The organism is Acidovorax sp. Root568, assembly GCF_001427445.1.
Lineage (GTDB): Bacteria > Pseudomonadota > Gammaproteobacteria > Burkholderiales > Burkholderiaceae_C > Acidovorax > Acidovorax delafieldii.
In genome coordinates, this window is the sequence record NZ_LMGP01000003.1 from 117,417 (window position 1) to 134,767 (window position 17,351).

General features: G+C 64.2%; 11 protein-coding genes, 2 tRNA genes and 1 riboswitch. Of the genes, 9 read left to right on the forward strand and 4 right to left on the reverse strand.

What is annotated here, in order from left to right:
* The first annotated feature begins 1 nt into the window (after nucleotide 1).
* A tRNA-Leu gene (locus ASD75_RS04715) sits at nucleotides 2-86 on the forward strand.
* A 186-nt stretch (nucleotides 87-272) separates the two neighbouring features.
* Nucleotides 273-357 (forward strand) — tRNA-Leu (locus ASD75_RS04720).
* 149 nt (nucleotides 358-506) lie between these two features.
* Here ASD75_RS04720 and ASD75_RS04725 read toward each other — a convergent pair.
* Nucleotides 507-3,278: a DUF349 domain-containing protein gene (locus ASD75_RS04725; protein ID WP_056743635.1), complete on the reverse strand. Its 2,772-nt coding sequence runs from the start codon at nucleotides 3,276-3,278 to the stop codon at nucleotides 507-509.
* Between the two features lie 951 nt (nucleotides 3,279-4,229).
* Between ASD75_RS04725 and ASD75_RS04730 the strand changes: the two genes are divergently transcribed.
* From ASD75_RS04730 to ASD75_RS04745, 4 genes are all read left to right on the forward strand, one after another.
* The gene (locus ASD75_RS04730; RefSeq protein WP_056743637.1) at nucleotides 4,230-5,075 is read left to right on the forward strand and encodes a lytic transglycosylase domain-containing protein; all 846 of its coding nucleotides are present in this window, start codon (nucleotides 4,230-4,232) and stop codon (nucleotides 5,073-5,075) included.
* Nucleotides 5,076-5,159: 84 nt separating this feature from the next.
* Nucleotides 5,160-5,313, forward strand: a riboswitch (ZMP/ZTP riboswitch).
* A 35-nt stretch (nucleotides 5,314-5,348) separates the two neighbouring features.
* Nucleotides 5,349-6,593, forward strand: a complete 1,245-nt coding sequence (gene glyA, locus ASD75_RS04735; protein ID WP_056743639.1) for a serine hydroxymethyltransferase — start codon at nucleotides 5,349-5,351, stop codon at nucleotides 6,591-6,593.
* A 24-nt stretch (nucleotides 6,594-6,617) separates the two neighbouring features.
* Nucleotides 6,618-7,067, forward strand: a complete 450-nt coding sequence (gene nrdR, locus ASD75_RS04740) for a transcriptional regulator NrdR (RefSeq protein WP_015013541.1) — start codon at nucleotides 6,618-6,620, stop codon at nucleotides 7,065-7,067.
* Between the two features lie 270 nt (nucleotides 7,068-7,337).
* Entirely contained in the window at nucleotides 7,338-8,240 is a 903-nt protein-coding gene (locus ASD75_RS04745) for a DMT family transporter (RefSeq protein WP_056067168.1), read from the forward strand.
* Between the two features lie 34 nt (nucleotides 8,241-8,274).
* Here ASD75_RS04745 and ASD75_RS04750 read toward each other — a convergent pair whose 3' ends face one another.
* Both ASD75_RS04750 and aroC read right to left on the reverse strand, forming a co-directional pair.
* Nucleotides 8,275-10,080: a bifunctional UDP-sugar hydrolase/5'-nucleotidase gene (locus tag ASD75_RS04750; protein WP_056743641.1), complete on the reverse strand. Its 1,806-nt coding sequence runs from the start codon at nucleotides 10,078-10,080 to the stop codon at nucleotides 8,275-8,277.
* A 36-nt stretch (nucleotides 10,081-10,116) separates the two neighbouring features.
* Nucleotides 10,117-11,214 (reverse strand): chorismate synthase, encoded by a 1,098-nt coding sequence (gene aroC, locus ASD75_RS04755; protein WP_056743643.1) that lies wholly within the window; start codon nucleotides 11,212-11,214, stop codon nucleotides 10,117-10,119.
* A 118-nt stretch (nucleotides 11,215-11,332) separates the two neighbouring features.
* Between aroC and ASD75_RS04760 the strand changes: the two genes are divergently transcribed.
* On the forward strand, nucleotides 11,333-12,904 hold the full coding sequence (locus ASD75_RS04760; protein ID WP_082564888.1) for a caspase family protein: 1,572 nt from the start codon (nucleotides 11,333-11,335) through the stop codon (nucleotides 12,902-12,904).
* 237 nt (nucleotides 12,905-13,141) lie between these two features.
* Nucleotides 13,142-15,367, forward strand: coding sequence for an EAL domain-containing protein (locus tag ASD75_RS04765; protein ID WP_082564889.1), 2,226 nt, complete (start codon nucleotides 13,142-13,144; stop codon nucleotides 15,365-15,367).
* Nucleotides 15,368-15,430: 63 nt separating this feature from the next.
* Here ASD75_RS04765 and ASD75_RS04770 read toward each other — a convergent pair whose 3' ends face one another.
* Nucleotides 15,431-15,880: a CBS domain-containing protein gene (locus ASD75_RS04770; protein ID WP_015013536.1), complete on the reverse strand. Its 450-nt coding sequence runs from the start codon at nucleotides 15,878-15,880 to the stop codon at nucleotides 15,431-15,433.
* A gap of 158 nt (nucleotides 15,881-16,038) precedes the next feature.
* Between ASD75_RS04770 and ASD75_RS04775 the strand changes: the two genes are divergently transcribed.
* A complete protein-coding gene (locus ASD75_RS04775; RefSeq protein ID WP_056743725.1) occupies nucleotides 16,039-17,349 on the forward strand; it encodes an O-acetylhomoserine aminocarboxypropyltransferase in 1,311 nt (436 codons plus the stop codon).
* Nucleotides 17,350-17,351 lie beyond the last annotated feature (2 nt).

Genomic DNA, 17,351 nt, shown 5'->3' on the forward strand with positions numbered 1-17,351 from the left:
TGCCCAGGTGGCGGAATTGGTAGACGCACTAGTTTCAGGTACTAGCGAGTAACATCGTGGAGGTTCGAGTCCTCTCCTGGGCACCAAGTTTAACGAGAACCAGCGTTGGTTTTCAAAATATCGAAGCCGCTGTACACCCAGCGGCTTTTTTATTTGCTGATATGTTTTGCGTGCCCTGCTGCGGCCAAAGATTTTTGAGCCAACGGCACATTTTTTTGAAAACTCTTCAGAAGCCCGAATTTCTTGTCCTATAATTTGAGGCTGATCTGAAAGCCCAGGTGGCGGAATTGGTAGACGCACTAGTTTCAGGTACTAGCGAGTAACATCGTGGAGGTTCGAGTCCTCTCCTGGGCACCAAACATATAAAAAGCCGTTGCATCCGCAACGGCTTTTTTGTTTTCAAACCATCAAAGCAAATAAAAAACGAGACCGCCAGCGGTCTCGTTTTTCGTTCTGTCTGCTGCCCTGAGGGTACACGCGCCGCGGCGCGCGCCCCGGCCCTTCAACTACTTGCGCAGCAGCGTCTTGAGCACGTTCTGCAAACGGCGTGCGTTCGCCGCATCGCTATTGCTCGCCAGCACCCGCGCCACATCCTGACCCCAGGTCTGGGTGGGCGCAGGGTCGTTGCGGCGCGTCAGCAACTGCAGTTGCAACATGCGCCGCGCAGCAATGTGCTCGGCAGGCGTTGGGGCCTCGGCCGCCATTTCGAGGCGCAGCAGCGCTTCTGCCGCATCGCCCTTGGGCGCAGCCGACAATGCCTGTGTCCAGGCACTGCGCACCGATGCCGTCACACCCGAACCCAGATCTTGCGTGCCGGGGACCAGCGCTGCATCGCGCTTTTCCCATGCGGTCAACAGCTGGGTCAAGGCTTCGCCGTGGGCCTGTGCGGCCAACTTCTTCAGAGCCAGCTGTGCGTGCTCCATCGCCTCGCGCTGAGCACGGAATGCCGTGTCCCCCAAGCGAGGGCCACGGTCCTCGAAGGCTGGACGATCACCAAAACGGCCTCCCCGGTCAGCGCGATCGCCCATGCGGCCATCACTGCGTGGGCCGCGGGCACCGTCACGGTCGCCAGGACGACCATCGCGGCGGTCACCCGGTCGCGCACCACGGCCGGGGGCCACCGGAGCGTCTTTCTTCATGCCAGGGCGGTCATCCCCACGCACCGCCACAACAGGTCGTGCAGCAGGCTTGGGGGCTGCAGGTGCCGGCGCAGGCGCGGCTGCAGCGGTGTCACCACCTTCCGCAGCCTCGGCAGAGGCCTCTGCTGCAATTTCAGTAGCAGCTGGAGCAGCACTCGCCTGCGCGTCGGCATGCGACTGGGCATCCTTGTTGGCCGTGGCGACCGCTTCAGCCGCCTGGGCCTGGCCGCGCAATGCAGCCTCCAGCGCCTGCATCGCGGCACGGATCTGCTGCGCATCACCCGTGGCGTTGGCAGCCTCCAGGGCCTTGGAGGCGTCCAGAACGACGCGGTCCCGCGCACTCAGTTCGGTGACAGCACGGTCACGATCCGCCGACTTGCGATTGAACGCTTCATCAATGGGCTTGCGGAATGCGTCCCACAGCTTTTGCTCGTGCTTGCGGTCCAGCGGCACGGTCTGTGCCTCAGCCTGCCAGCGCTGTTGCAACGCCTTGACGGCATCGATGCGCAAAGCGGGTGCCGCGCCCAAGGCTGTGGCCTCGTCGATCATCGCGTGGCGACGCGCCAGGCTTTCCTTCTGTGCAGCCTCCAGGGGGGCAGCGGCCAGGGCAATGGCCTGTTTCCACAGGGGCTGCAGCTCTGCAAAAATCTTCTCGCCCACATGCCCGCCTTCGCGCCAGCGATCGCCGAACTGATACAGCGAGCGGTTGATGGCCTTCCAGTCGCCCGACGCAGCGTGTTCTTGCGCCCAGGCCTTGACCTCCTCGATCAGCGCCAGGCGCTGAGCCTTGTGCTCGGCCGCTTCAGTGCGGATCTTGTCCAGCCAGGCCTCGACCACCTTGTGCGCCGCGTTGCAGGCTTCATCAAATTTCTTCCACAGGGCGTGGTTAGGCGCACCACCCTGGTCTGCCTGCTTCCACTGGTCTCGCAAATTGCGCAGGGTCTCCTGCATCTTGCGGCCACCCAGGGCCTGGCCCTCGGGGCGGTTGAGCAGCGCTTCGGCCTTGGCCACCAGGTCTTCACGCACCTGGTCGGCACTCCAGCGTTGCCAGCCTTCCAGCTCACCGGCAGCCACCAGCGCCGTGTGCACCTGCTGCTCCAGGGCATTGTCAATGTGTTTGCCATGCACCTTGAGCACGGCGCGCAGCGCAGCCGCTGCGCCAGCGCTGGCCTTGCCGTGGCCTTCAGCGGTTTCTTTTTCGAGCGTTGCCAAAGCATCGCGCACCAATTGGTGCGCCTTTTCGATCACCTCTGGCGCCACCTTGGGTTTGGCGACACGGGCTGGCTTGCTGGCCGCTGCTGAAGCAGCCGCAGCGGCGGCGGCCTCCGTGGGCAGGCCACGGGCAGCGCGCAATTCGTCCGCCCACACCGGCACAGGAGGCAGGGGCGCGGAGACATCTTCTGCCGCTGCAGCCGCCTGGGCGACTGCGGGCTGAAAAGCCTCCCACACCACCAGCAACTGGGTGCGAGAGGCATCCAGCAAAGGGGGAAACCGCGCTTCGACGCTCGCCCAGCTCGCATCGCCCGTGAGCTCCTGGGCCTGCTCCTGCCAGCGCGCGACATCGGCGCGCAGCAGCTCCAGCGCAGCATGGGCATCACGCCAGGGTTTGGTGGAAAGCACTTCAATGCGCTGCGCCAGCAGCACAGCGGCCTCGCGCTGCACCTGCACGCGGTGCTGCAGGTCTTCAATGACCTTCACACGGTCCGCCAGCTGCACCTTGAGCAGCGACAGCGGCTCGCGCGACAGAGGCGCACCCGCCTTGGCGGCATCCCGCTGCCAGGCCAGGGCATCTGCAATATTGAGCTTGGGGGCCGCCAGCAGTGCCTGGGCCTTGTCCGCCCATTCGGCCGCAATAGCCTCTTGCCCCTTGGCACGGCGGATTTCGTCCAGCCGTTCGCGCACGGCGCGGGCTGCGCCCTTGTCACGTCCGCTCAACTCCTTGAACACCTCCTGCAGCTGCTCAGGCGCTGGCTGCGTGGCCAGCCAGTCACGGATGCGGGAAGCGCGCTCACCCGACGTAGCGGCAGAAAAAGCGCCGCCGGTCAGCGCATCGAGCGGGTGCGGCTCGTGGGTTTTGGCCGGGGCCGGATTCACTTCAGGTGCGTCGGACATTTTGCTGCGGGAAAAAAATGGAAACATGGATCCAATGGATTACGAAGGCATCCCTGGCGCAGGGCCTGGGGCCGTGCCCGAGCGACCGCACCATGCGCACGCCAGGGCAACAAAAGGGCTATTTTCACCGGATTGGGCCAGCAAGCCGTGGCGGGGAGCATCATCCACACCAGCCAGGTGATCTGGCACAAGGCTTTGCGAGGCAGGCCGCCCCGCTGATGGACCTCTGCGAGAACGCCGCGCGACACTCCGGGCGAAGGGTCGCCGCTCTAGGGAACAGCCCCCATTATCTATATATAAGACAGCGCCGCCCACCCACAAGGCGAAGCACCAATAAGAAAGCCCGACGAGCAGTGCCTGAAGGGCCTGCCCGCCGGGCTTGACGGCTGACACAACGGTCTTTGCCATCGGTCGCGATGCGGAGAGAAAGGTCCGCATGGCGAGGAGGCAAGGTATTGCCTCCAGGGGTTGCCATGGAAGCGGCATCTGCTGCACCTTGGCACTGAATGCCCTCGGAGGGAGACTTCGCTTCGTCTGGCGATGCCTGAAATCTACAGGCGCCTCCACCTTATCAAACTCACTCGGCCAACTCAAATCGGATTCTCAATGGCGGAGAAAAGCCCGATTGAATTTGACATGGTGATGTCAGCCACCACCGGCCCACCCACAGCGCTGAACAGCCCCTCACCCCACAAAAACTGTGATTTTTCACATGTTTTTCATAATTTTTATGTCTTAAAAATTGTTTTGTTAGTATTGACTATGCATTTAGTGAGCTTCTAGAATCCGCCAGCCCCAAAAACAGGGCTAGTACAAACCCCAATCGCTGCCGAACCCGGCTAAGTCAACCCAGGGCGCCAAGCACTCCACAGACGTGCAGCCCGGACTTGATGGCGTACCAATCCAGGCGATCTGCCAGCAAAGCACAGTCCACTGCGACTGCCCCGCTTCACTGGCCCGCTTCAGAAAGGAAGAGCTATGACAGCGTCAGGAAAAATAGTCTCCGGCGTGCGAACCTTCGCGGCCGACGTGACCGAAGGTTTTCTTGAAATCACCCACAACAGCTTCGCCCTCATCGGCTTGGCCGTTGCCTTTGTCGTCATTGCCCTCACTGCACGGCCCGATCTGCGCCAGGCTGGTGAAGAGCAACTGATGAACTGGCTGCAAGCCCGCCAGGTTGAAATGCTGGGCATGCCCATCGAGCCAGAAGCCAGCGAGCGCGCTACGGCGGTGAACCCCAAGGATCTGCCCAAGGAGCAGGCAGCCGTGGCCTTCTGGCTCAGCAAAAAGTACCGCGTGGCCCCTGAGCCCCTGAGCGCACTAGTGGCCGAGGCCTACGAGATTGGCACCCGCGCCAAGATCGACCCCACCCTGATCCTGGCCATCATGGCCATCGAGTCGAGCTTCAACCCGTTTGCCGAAAGCGCCGTGGGCGCACAGGGACTCATGCAGGTGATGACCCGCGTGCACACTGACAAGTACCAGAACTTCGGGGGTCACTTTGCAGCCTTTGACCCGGTGAGCAACCTGCGGGTCGGTGTGAAGGTGCTGCAGGAATGCATTGCTCGCGCTGGCTCGCTCGAAGGCGGCCTGCGCTTTTATGTGGGTGCAGGCAACATGGCCGACGACGGAGGCTATGCCGCCAAGGTGATGGCGGAACATTTGCGCCTGCGCCAGGTGGCCGGCGGTCGCGCAGTGCCTTTCAATCCTCCACCCTCCTTGTCTACCCAGGCTCCCGTGCAGAGCATCCCCGCGGCGGTGCCCCGCACCACAGCCCCTGCGGCAGCCAGCGACAAGGTGGCTTTGCTGACACCTGGCCTGTAACCCTGCAGGCTCCCGGCACCCAGGCAACAACCCTGGCGCCCAGCGGTTCGGACGGTGCAGCACCGGCGCCGTGTCGGCTACACTAACGGGGTACGCGACTGGCGATAGGCGCAGCATCCAGCCACTGGATGTTGCCGCTGACGTGGAAACCAGCAAGAACCTACTTCTTGTGAACCACTGGGAAGCGTGCCGCAGGGGCCCTGCCCCATGCGTTCAGCCGTTCGCCTGGGCAGCCCTTGTTTCAAGGGACACAAGTTCATAGGACTGCCAATCATGTACGACCGCAAAATTCTTGTCGAACAAACCGACCCCGAGCTGTTTGCCGCCATCCAGGCGGAGAACGCGCGCCAAGAGCACCACATCGAGCTGATCGCCAGCGAGAACTACGCCTCCCCCGCCGTGATGTGGGCCCAGGGCACCCAGCTGACCAACAAATACGCAGAAGGCTACCCAGGCAAGCGCTACTACGGTGGCTGCGAGCATGTGGACGTGGCCGAGCAACTGGCCATCGACCGGGTCAAGCAGCTGTTCGGCGCAGAAGCCGCCAACGTGCAGCCCCACTGCGGCGCATCGGCCAACGAGGCCGTGTTCCTGGCCTTCTTGAAGCCCGGCGACACCATCATGGGCATGAGCCTGGCCGAAGGCGGCCACCTGACGCACGGCATGCCGCTGAACATGTCTGGCAAGTGGTTCAACGTTGTGTCCTATGGCCTGGATGCCAACGAAGCCATCGACTACGAAGAGATGGAGAAAAAGGCGCACGAGACCAAGCCCAAGCTGATCATCGCCGGTGCCTCGGCCTACAGCCTGCACATCGACTTTGCACGTTTTGCCAAGGTGGCCAAGGACGTGGGCGCGATCTTCATGGTGGACATGGCCCACTATGCCGGCCTGATTGCCGCCGGTGTGTACCCCAACCCCGTGCCCCACGCCGACGTGGTCACATCCACTACGCACAAGAGCCTGCGCGGCCCCCGTGGCGGCATCATCCTGATGAAGGCACAGCACGAGAAGGCCATCAACAGCGCCATCTTCCCCGGCCTGCAAGGCGGCCCGCTGATGCACGTGATCGCTGCCAAGGCCGTAGCCTTCAAGGAAGCGCTGCAGCCCGAGTTCAAGGCCTACCAGGAGCAAGTGGCCAAGAACGCCAAGGTCGTGGCGGAGACGCTGACCGCACGCGGCCTGCGCATCGTGTCCGGCGGCACGCAAAGCCACGTGATGCTGGTGGACCTGCGCGCCAAGGGCATTACCGGCAAGGAAGCGGAGGCCGTGTTGGGCGCCGCCCACATGACCATCAACAAGAACGCGATCCCCAACGACCCTGAAAAGCCGATGGTGACCAGCGGCGTGCGCATTGGCACCCCCGCCATGACCACGCGTGGCTTCAAGGAAGAAGAAGCCCGCATCACGGCCAACCTGATTGCCGATGTGCTGGACAACCCCCGCGACGAAGCCAACATCGCCGCCGTGCGTGCCAAGGTCAACGCCCTGACCGCTCGTTTCCCGGTCTACCGTTAAGCAACAAGCCGGTCCTCAGCGCCCATGAAGTGCCCCTTCTGCAGCCACCTCGAAACGCAAGTTGTTGAAACGCGGGTGTCTGAGGATGGGGTCTTCATCCGCCGCCGCCGCCAGTGCGGCGCGTGCGACAAGCGCTTCACCACCTACGAGCGGCCGGAAGTGAACTTCCCGGCCATCGTCAAAAAAGACGGTCGGCGCATTGAATACGACCGCAGCAAGCTGCTGGGCTCTTTCAACCTGGCGTTGCGCAAGCGCCCGGTCAGCACAGACCAGATCGACAGCGCCATCGAGCGCATCGAAGAAAAGCTGCTCAACCTGGGCCAGCGCGAAGTGATCTCCAGCCGCATTGGCGAGCTGGTGATGCGCGAGCTCAAGAAGCTCGACAAGGTGGCTTACATCCGCTTTGCCAGCGTGTACCGCAGCTTTGAAGACATCGACGACTTTCGCGCCATGGTGGATGAGGTGCGCAAGTAGCCACGCCCCCCAGGGTGGCCGTCACGCGGATGACCGCCCCTTCGCAGCCCCCGCCCCTGCTACCTCGTCTGGCCAATGCAAAGCGCGGCACCGTTGGCACACATTGCGCACTCCCAGGTTCTGCCATGGCCCCTGCGCATGTCGCGCAAGCTACCCTGCAATTGCTACTAATTTGATAGCTATCGCAGTATGATGGACTAGCGCTTCAAGCAGTTTTTGCATCAAAACTGCCATCCCACACTCCGGCAAACACTGCGCAGGTGCCTGACAATGCGCGCGGTGAAAACCCGCCATTTCCTGCAGCTGGTGCTGCTGTCTGCCCTGTGGGGCGCTTCCTTTTTGTTCATCCGCATCGCCAGCCCGGTACTGGGTCCGAATGTGATGGCCGCGCTGCGCATTGGGCTGGCCACTCTCACGCTGATCGGCATCATGCGCTGGGTGGGTGAGCCCTGGCCCTGGCGCCACTGGCGGGAGCTGCTGGGGCTGGGTGCACTGACGGTGGCAGCGCCTTTTCTGCTGTACGCCTGGGCGGCCCTGCACCTGCCAGCGGGCTACAGCTCTCTGCTCAACACCATGGCCGTGCCGTTTGGCGTGATCGCCGCCGCCTGGATGAAGGAAGACACGCTGAGCACGCGCAAATGGGCGGGCTGCCTCTGCGGCTTTGCAGGGGTGGCGCTGATCGTGCAGCTGGGGCCTGTGGCGCCCACCTCGGCGGTACTGCTTGCGGCAGGCGCGTGCGTGACCGCTGCGGCGTGCTACGGCCTGTCTCTCACCTGGATGAAGCGGGCGACCACCCGCATGTCACCGCTGTCGATCGCGGCCGGTATCCACGCCGCTGCCCTGGTTCTGCTGCTGCCCGGGGCGGCCTGGACATTGCCCACCGCACGTTTCACTCCCGAGGCGCTGGCTGCCGTGGCCGTGATGGGCATCGTGACCTCGGGGCTCGCCTACTGGCTCAACCTGCGGGTCCTCAAACATGTCTCGCCCGTGGCCGCCATGAGTTCCGCCTTCATGATCCCGCTGTTCGGCGTGGCCTGGGGCCATATCTTTCTGGGCGAGGCACTGGGGCCGGGCATGCTCTGGGGCGGCGCGCTGGTGCTGGTGGCGACCGGGCTGGTCACCGGCTTCAACCCGCTGCAATGGCTGGGTGCGTTGCGCCGCACAGACGACTAAGCCCTTCCGAGCGAGGGCGTCCAGTTGGCACGCTTCAGCGCGCGGCAGGCGCAACGCGGTTGATGCGGTGGGTAGCGGGTGGTGCCACCGGGCTCTGCAGCCGGAAGTACGCCTCCAGCGCATCCAGGTCCAGCTCACCCACGCGCCGGTCCTGGCCTTGCGTCAGCACCGTGAAGTTGTCACCGCCGCTGTCCAGAAAGCTGCTCATCACCACACGCACGGACTGCATGTCTGTCACCGGCGCGCCGTTCAGCACCATGTGGCTGATGCGCGCCCCGGCGGGCTGGCTCAGGTCGTAGCGGTAACTGAACCCGCTGGACACCGACAACACCCGCGGCCGCTGCACCGTGTTGCCCCCGCTGGCGAACTGCTGCTCCAGCACCGCGCGAATCTGCGCACCCGTGAAGGTCTTGATCACCAGCTGGTTGCCAAAAGGCTGCACCGCATACAGCTGGCCGTAACGCACCAGCCCCTGCTCATCCGGCACCAGGTCAGCGCGCAGGCCGCCCGGGTTCATGAAGGACAGCTGCGCACCACCATCCGCAGGCGCTCGTGTAGCCAGCAGCTGGGCGTCCGCCACCAGATTACCCAGCACGCTCTCCAGCGCCGCGTTGGGCTGGCGGCGCATGGCCCCTTGGGCCTGCCCCACTGGACGCTGGGCCAGCGGAATGGCGGCAGCGCGGTAGGTGTCGATGATCTTTTGCACGCCGGGATCCGCAGGGAACGTCGGCACGGCCGTGGTCAGCGGCACCGGCCCCTGGGCGCCCGTGAAGGCCTCGCCCTGCACCACCACATTGCGCGCCGTCTTGCTCACCACACGGCGGGTCTGCGTATCCACGCGCAGCTGGATGTCGGTGAGCAGCGTGCCGTACTGGCCTGCGCTGGTCAGCAAAAAGGGCTTGGCCGGGTTCACGCGGCTGTAGTCACACACGTAGGCCTGGTGCGTGTGGCCGGAGACCACTACATCCACGGCCGGGTCCAGGCGCTCCAGGATGGGCACGATGTCGCCCGACAGGCCTGCGCAGCTGGTCTCCTGCACGCCCGCCGCGGTGCCCCCGCCTTCATGGATGGCCACCACGATGACATCGGCGCCTTGGGCCTTGAGCTGAGGGATCAGCGCGTTGGCCGTGGCCGCCTCGTCCTCAAAACGCAGCCCAGCGACCCCGGACGGGCTGACCATGGTCGGTGTGGCTTGCAGCGTGAGGCCGATAAACCCCATGGTGACGGTGACACCGCCTTCGGTAAACCGCTTGAGCCCCGTGGGCGGCAGCAGGGTGCGCCCGTCTTCACGCACCGTGTTGGCCGCCAGCAGGCCAAATTGGGCGCCCTCAAAAGGTTTGCTGATGCGGCAAGGCTCGCGCGAGGTGAATTTCTCGCAGCCACCGTTCTGCAGCCGCAGTAGCTCTCGCCATCCCCGGTCAAACTCGTGGTTGCCGACCGCGTTGAAGTCGATCTGCATGCGGTTGACGGCTTCAATGGTGGGCTCGTCCAGGAACAGCGACGACACCAGCGGCGAGGCACCCACCATGTCACCCGCCGACACCACCGCATGGTGCGGCGACTGGGCCTTGAGGGCTGCCATGGCGCTGGCGAAATACGCCATGCCCCCGGCAGGCGCCAGCACCGGGCCTGTGGGCCCCTGCACCCGATGCGCCATGTGGGGCGGCTCCAGGTTGCCGTGCAGGTCGTTGAAGCCGATGAGGGTGATGTCGATGTGGGCCGGCGCGCTACCCGCCGCAGGGGCGGTGGACGCAATGCCGCTACAGCCAGCCAGCCACAGCGGCGCCGCCAAGGCGGCCAGCGCCCTGCGGTGAAAGGCCCGGAACAAGCGGTTGCTCATACGGAGGCACCGCCCTAGGGACGGTGGGAGTTGGTGTTACAGAAACGAGGCCTGGATCGGCGGCACAGGTGGCACTACATCGCCGCACTGGGCACGGTGACGCAGCGCGTGCTCCATCACCACCAGCGCCAGCAGCGCCTCGGCAATCGGCGCGGCGCGAATGCCCACGCAGGGGTCGTGGCGGCCCTTGGTGATCACCTCGGTGCTCTTGCCGTGGATATCGATGGACTCGCGCGGGCTGATGATGGAGCTGGTGGGCTTGATGGCGATGCTCACCTCCAGGTCCTGCCCGGTGCTGATACCGCCCAGCACGCCGCCAGCGTTGTTGGTGCGGAAGCCCTGCGGCGTCATCGAGTCGCCATGCATGGTGCCCCGGTGGGCCACGCTGGCAAAGCCTGCGCCAATTTCAACACCCTTCACGGCGTTCAGGCCCATCATGGCGTGGGCAATGTCGGCGTCGAGCTTGTCGTACAGCGGCTCGCCCAGGCCCACCGGCACGCCCGTGGCCTGCACCCGGATGCGGGCGCCGCACGAGTCACCGGCCTTGCGCAGGGCGTCCATGTAATCCTCGTACTGCGCCACGTCGGCCACGGGGGCAAAGAAAGGGTTGCTGCGCACGTGGTCCCAACTCTCGAAAGGGATGGGCAACTCGCCCAGCTGCGTCATGCAGGCACGAAACTGCGCGCCGTACTGCTGGGCCAGCCACTTCTTGGCCACGGCGCCGGCGGCCACGGTGGGTGCCGTCAGGCGGGCGGAAGACCGGCCACCGCCACGCGGATCGCGAATGCCGTACTTGTGCCAGTAGGTGTAGTCGGCGTGGCCGGGGCGGAAGCTCTCGGCGATATTGCTGTAGTCCTTGCTGCGCTGGTCGGTGTTGCGGATCAGCAGAGCGATGGGGGTGCCGGTGGTCTTGCCCTCGTACACGCCAGAGAGGATCTCCACCGCGTCGGGCTCGTTGCGCTGTGTGACGTGGCGGCTGGTGCCAGGGCGGCGCCGGTCCAGGTCGGCCTGGATGTCAGCCTCGGTGAGCGGCATGCCGGGCGGGCAGCCGTCAATCACGCAGCCAATGGCCGGGCCGTGGGATTCACCAAAGTTGGTGACTGCGAATAGGGTACCGATGGTGTTGCCGCTCATGGGGCGGGATTATTCCAGACACGCAGCACCAAGGACGGAAGTGCCAAGCCCTTTTCCCAATTGGCGAATGCTCCAGCCAACGATATAGTGAACCGGAGAGCAAGATGGGAGGCCACCATTGATCCAAGTCTTCGCAGCGTCGCAGTACGCAAAACGGCTTCTGGCACGCGCGTCGCTAGCCTTGGCGGCGCTGGCGGCCTCCGCGCAGGCCAACGCACCTCTGGACGTGCGCATTGCTTTGGTGGTAGGCAATTCGGCCTATTCTGGTTCTGCAGCCCTGTCGAATCCCGCCAATGATGCAAAGGCCATGTCGGAACAACTGCGCAAGCTGGGTTTCCAGGTGCTTGAGTTGCGCGATGGATCTCGCAGCCAGATGACGGAGGCCATTGAAGATGCGCGCAAGCGGCTTCACGGCAGGAGCGGCGTGGGCATGCTGTATTACGCGGGGCACGGAGTCCAGATTGACTGGCGCAACTACATGGTGCCTGTCGACGCACGTCCTAGAAGCCAAACTGAAGTCGTGGCACAGGCGGTCGATGTGGAATCTGTGATCAACGCTTTCAAGCAGGCGGGCAACCGCGTCAATATCCTGGTACTCGATGCCTGCCGCAACAACCCCTTCGAAGGTACGGCGTCTGTCAAGGGGCTGGCGCAGCTCGATGCTGTGCCAGGGACGTTTCTCGCCTACGCCACCGCGCCAGGCAATGTCGCGGACGATGGAGAAGGCGAGAACGGCCTGTACACAGGTTACCTGCTGCAGGAAATGGCCAAGCCCATCTCCCGCATCGAGGATGTGTTCAAACGCGTGCGCCTGCAGGTACGGCAAAAGAGCCGTGGCAACCAGATTCCATGGGAGAGCACAAGTCTGGAGGAAGACTTTGTCTTCAATGATGGTCGGGGCGCAGGCTCGGTGGTTGCCGTCGCGCCCCCGCCCAAGCCCCGGCCAGAAGAGCGCGACCAGATATTTCTCCGCGAAAAAGTGGAGTGGGACCGCATCAAGCAGTCACACAACCCGGACGATTTCTACGCATTTTTGCAAGCCTACCCCTCTGGCGCGATCAGTGAAGCCGCTCAGAGCCGGCTCAACCAGATATCCCAGCCTTTGGTCACGGCAACTCCCGTACAGGGGCGCCACTCTGTGCAGCGAGATGTGCAGGTCGGCGACGAGATCGAGTACGTTTACCGGGACTACCTCACCAACCTGGAGACACGCCGGGAAACACTCCGTGTCACATCGATCAAGGATGGCCTCGTCGAAATCAACAACGGCAAGCAAATCGTGACCCTCGCGGGGGGCACCGTCCGCAATGACATGGGTATCGACTTTGACCCTCCCCTCCAGTCACTGCCCGCCGATGAGTTTCAGATCGGAAAAAAATGGGTCAGCCGGTCGCAAGAAACAATGCCCAAAAACATCCAGACGCCGATTGGCGACGTGGGATGGGTAGAGCAGGAAATGAAAGTGGCAGCCTACGAACAAATCACCGTGCCGGCGGGCACGATGTACGCCTACCGCATCGAGGCCAGCTTGCGGTCATACAGGGGGCTGTCTGGAAAAGTCACCTATTGGGTTGATAGCCGCGGAACCATCGCAAAGTACGTCCGACGGGCCAAAGTCAGTTTGCACAACGGGATGACACGGGACAACAGTTGGACGCGGGAAGTAGTACGCATCCACAAGCCACGGTAGTTCGGATTCCATGCTCCTGAAAAGGTACCTGCCGGTCAACTGCCGAATGGTCCGTAAAAATCCACGCGGCGTTCAAGGCCCTCTGGAACAACCGATCTTCCGCGCCCCCATCACGAATACGTGGTGCGGCAAAAGGACAGCTTCACAAGCAGGACGGTTGGACACATCCTGCTTGGCAGGGCCATGGGTGCTTGCTAGCATCCAGCATCGATTTTTGGGACATTCATGCCCGCTTTAATGCCGCCTCTTCCGGGTCCAGCATCGCCGACCTGTATCTCCGCGCCCGCAGCCCTGGCAGACGCCCCCCTTCGCCGCGCACTGGACGCCAGCGACAACGCGGTGGTGATGACCAACAGCTCCAAGCGTGTGGTGTATATCAATGAAGGATTCACGCGGTTGTTTGGCTACCAGCCCGCCGAGGTGCTGGGCAGGCACCTGAGCGAGGTCTTGCTGGGCCCCCACTCCGATCCGGACCTGCTCGAAAGCATCCGGGGCAATGTGCTGACCAAAGGCAGTTTTCGCACGGATACCCTGCTTTACAGCAAGGCGGGGCAGCCACGCTGGGTGTCCCTGGTGATCAATGCGTCCGACGAAAGCTCCGGCGGACCGGGGGGCAGCATTTCGATCCTGACCGACATCACGCTCACCAAGATGCACGAGGTCCTGCAGACGCATGTGCTGGAGGGCATGGTCAACGAGTTGCCCCTGCCCGAGCTAATGGCCCTGGTCTGCCGCGAGGTCGAACGCATCGCGCCCGAGGTCACCGCCACCATCCTGGCGGTGGATGCCCAGGGCCGGCTGCACCCGCTGGCGGCGCCCAGCCTGCCACCCACCATCAGTCATGCGCTGGACGAACTGGCGATTGGCCCCACGGCCGGGTCGTGTGGCACTGCGGCCTTCCGCAACGCGCCCGTGGTGGTCACCGACATGGCCACAGACCCACTCTGGGACGACTACCGCGACCTGTTTGCCGACAGCGGTTTGCGCGCCTGCTGGTCCAGTCCCATTCGCGACCACCGGGGCCAGCCGATCGGCACCTTTGCGTTTTATTTTCGCGAGCCCCGCGCACCCGATGCACTGCACCGCCGCCTGGTGGATGTGTGCCTGCACCTGTGCGCACTGGCCATCGAACGCAACAGCACGCACGAGCGCATCCATCAGCTCGCGTTTTTTGACGTACTGACCGGGCTGCCCAACCGCGCTCTCTTTCGCAGCAGCGGGGAGCGCGCACTGGCCGACCTGCAGCGGGGGCGCCACACAGGCGCCCTGCTGTTCCTCGACCTGGACCGGTTCAAGCAGGTCAACGACACCCAGGGGCACGCCGCAGGCGATGCGCTGCTGAGCGAGGTGGCCCAGCGCCTCACACAAGGCCTGCGCGCGCGCGACCTGATCGCGCGCCTGTCGGGCGACGAATTTGTGCTGCTGCTCTCCGAATGCACCACCGAACAGGCTGTACAAAGTGCCCACCGCGTGCTGCACGACATTGCCCAGCCGCTGGACATCTTCGGGCAGACCCATGTGCCCCACGCGAGCATCGGCATTGCGATGTTTCCGAACGATGGAGACACCATCGACACCCTGCTGCGCCATGCCGACCAGGCCATGCACCAGGCCAAAAGCGACCATCGCCACAGCCTTCAGCTGTTCAGCGCCGAGATGAACCGCCGTGCCCAGGAGCGCGCCTCGCTGGAGCGCGCGCTGCAGCAGGCGCTGTCCGACCGCAGCCTCACGCTGCACTACCAGCCGCAGGTTCTCAGCAGTTCCCCCGGCACCTTGCACGGTGTGGAGGCTCTGGCGCGCTGGAACCACCCGCAGTGGGGCATGGTGCCGCCGTCGCAGTTCATCCCCGTGGCCGAGGACGCCGGGCTGATCCATGAGCTGACCCTGTGGCTGCTGGACGAAGCCTGTCGCCAGCTGGCGGCCTGGCGCACTGCAGGCCACGACGTGCCCTGCGTGGCCATCAACCTGTCGGGCCGCAGCTTCCACCGGCCGGAGTTTGCGCAGGAGATCAGCGATGCGCTGCGGCGCCATGGCCTGCGCGCCAGCGATGTGCTGCTGGAGATCACGGAGAGCGTGATGATGGATGCGCGGCCCGTCACGCTGCAGAACATCGAGGCCCTGCACCACCAGGGCTTCAAGCTGTCGCTGGATGACTTCGGCACCGGCTATTCCAGCCTGAGCTACCTGCACCGCCTGCCCATCAGCGAGCTCAAGCTCGACATGGCTTTTGTGCAGGACCTCACCACCAGCGCCACGGCGCGCGCCCTCACGGTGTCGGTGCTGAGCATTGCGCACAGCCTGGGCATGGTGGTGGTGGCCGAGGGGGTGGAGACCACCGGCCAGCAGCAGTGGCTGCAGGCCCACGGCTGCCCGGTCATGCAGGGCTACCTGTTCGGCAAGCCGCTACCACCCGATGAGATCGAGGCCTGGCTCTGCGCCCAGGCGCCTCGCCCCTATCGCTGACCTGGCTAGAGGCACATCTGTGCCGTCACGCCGGGGCGCGGGCCTCGCGCCCCGCCCACAACCTCAGGTACGGGGTTCTTCTTCCGGCCAGTCGCGGATGTAGGCCTTGAGCATCTTGTTCTCAAAGTTCTGGCTGTCCACCACGGCCTTGGCCACGTCATAGAAGCTGATCACGCCCATCAGCATGCGGCGGTCCATCACGGGCATGTAGCGTGCGTGGCGGTCCAGCATCATGCGGCGCACTTCGTCCATGTCGGTTTCAAGCGTGCAGGTCAGGGGCGCATCGTCCATGGCTGTGCGCACCAGCATCGTGCCCACGCTGCCGCCGTTCTTGACCAGCGCCTGGATCACTTCGCGGAAGGTGAGCATGCCCACCAGGTCGCCATGCTCCATCACCACCAGCGAGCCAATGTCGCGCTCTGCCATCAGGCTCACGGCACCCGCCAGCGGCTCGTCCGGCGATGCGGTGTAGAGGGTGTTGCCTTTGACGCGAAGGATGTCGCTGACTTTCATGGTGCGGAGTCTCCGGGGGATCGAGAAGAATCGGAAAGAGTATGTGTGGGCCCGCACACACCAGCACATCCGCTGGGGTTGCCCAGGTGCTGCAGGCTGTTTGTCAGCAAATATAGCCCACAATGCCCGCCTGCATTGACAACATGGGAGACACACAGATGCCCGGTTACTCCGACCCCGGCTTTGACACGCTCGCGCTGCACGCAGGCGCCAGCCCCGACCCCGCCACCGGCGCGCGCGCCGTGCCCATCCACCTGACCACCTCGTTCGTCTTCGAGTCGAGCGACCACGCCGCGTCCCTCTTCAATCTGGAGCGCGGCGGCCATGTGTACAGCCGCATCAGCAACCCCACCAATGCGGTACTGGAGCAGCGCGTGGCCGCCCTGGAAGGCGGCGTGGGCGCCATCGCCACCGCCAGCGGCCAGGCCGCGCTGCACCTGGCGATTGCCACACTGATGGGCGCGGGCAGCCACATCGTGGCCAGCACGGCGCTGTATGGCGGTTCGCAGAACCTGCTGCACTACACGCTGTCACGCTTCGGCATCGAAACCACCTTTGTGAAGCCCGGCGACATCGACGGCTGGCGCGCTGCGGTGCGCCCCAACACCAAGCTGTTTTTTGGCGAAACCGTAGGCAACCCCGGCCTGGATGTGCTGGACATCCCCACCGTATCCTCCATCGCGCACGAGGCCGGCGTGCCGCTGCTGGTGGACTCCACCCTCACCTCGCCCTGGCTCATCAAGCCCTTCGAGCATGGCGCCGACCTGGTCTACCACTCGGCCACCAAGTTCCTCTCGGGCCACGGCACGGTGGTGGGGGGCATCGTGGTGGACGGAGGCAGCTTTGACTGGGACGGTCCCAAATCGGCCGGCAAATTTGCCGAGCTGACGCAGCCGTACGACGGCTTTCACAACATGGTGTTCACCGAAGAGAGCACCGTAGGCGCCTTTCTGCTGCGCGCGCGGCGCGAGGGCCTGCGCGACTTTGGCGCCTGCATGAGCCCGCACACCGCCTGGCTCATCCTGCAAGGCATCGAGACCCTGCCGCTGCGCATGGCGCAGCACATGCGCAACACGGAGAAGGTGGTCGAATTTTTGGCCGCGCAGCCGTTCGTTTCGCGCGTGGGCCACCCGTTGCTGGAGTCTCACCCCAGCCATGCCTTGGCGCAAAAGCTGCTGCCACGCGGTGCGGGCTCGGTGTTCAGCTTTGACCTCAAGGGCAACCGCGAGCAGGGCAAGAAGTTCATCGAAACCCTCAAGGTCTTCAGCCACCTGGCCAACGTGGGCGACTGCCGCAGCCTGGTGATCCACCCGGCCAGCACCACGCATTTCCGCATGAGCGACGAAGCGCTGGCGGGCGCAGGCATCAGCCAGGGCACGATCCGCCTGTCCATCGGCCTCGAAGATGCCGACGACCTCATTGACGACCTGAAACGCGCGCTCAAAGCCGCAGAAAAGGCGGGGGCCTGACC

Excerpts from the sequence above, each read along its gene's own strand:
- aroC (WP_056743643.1), bottom strand. The coding sequence starts at position 11,214 with ATGAGCGGCAACACCATCGGTACCCTATTCGCAGTCACCAACTTTGGT.
- ASD75_RS04725 (WP_056743635.1), bottom strand. The coding sequence starts at position 3,278 with ATGTTTCCATTTTTTTCCCGCAGCAAAATGTCCGACGCACCTGAAGTG.
- ASD75_RS04775 (WP_056743725.1), top strand. The coding sequence starts at position 16,039 with ATGCCCGGTTACTCCGACCCCGGCTTTGACACGCTCGCGCTGCACGCA.
- ASD75_RS04765 (WP_082564889.1), top strand. The coding sequence starts at position 13,142 with ATGCCGCCTCTTCCGGGTCCAGCATCGCCGACCTGTATCTCCGCGCCC.
- ASD75_RS04770 (WP_015013536.1), bottom strand. The coding sequence starts at position 15,880 with ATGAAAGTCAGCGACATCCTTCGCGTCAAAGGCAACACCCTCTACACC.
- ASD75_RS04750 (WP_056743641.1), bottom strand. The coding sequence starts at position 10,080 with ATGAGCAACCGCTTGTTCCGGGCCTTTCACCGCAGGGCGCTGGCCGCC.
- ASD75_RS04745 (WP_056067168.1), top strand. The coding sequence starts at position 7,338 with ATGCGCGCGGTGAAAACCCGCCATTTCCTGCAGCTGGTGCTGCTGTCT.
- ASD75_RS04730 (WP_056743637.1), top strand. The coding sequence starts at position 4,230 with ATGACAGCGTCAGGAAAAATAGTCTCCGGCGTGCGAACCTTCGCGGCC.
- glyA (WP_056743639.1), top strand. The coding sequence starts at position 5,349 with ATGTACGACCGCAAAATTCTTGTCGAACAAACCGACCCCGAGCTGTTT.
- nrdR (WP_015013541.1), top strand. The coding sequence starts at position 6,618 with ATGAAGTGCCCCTTCTGCAGCCACCTCGAAACGCAAGTTGTTGAAACG.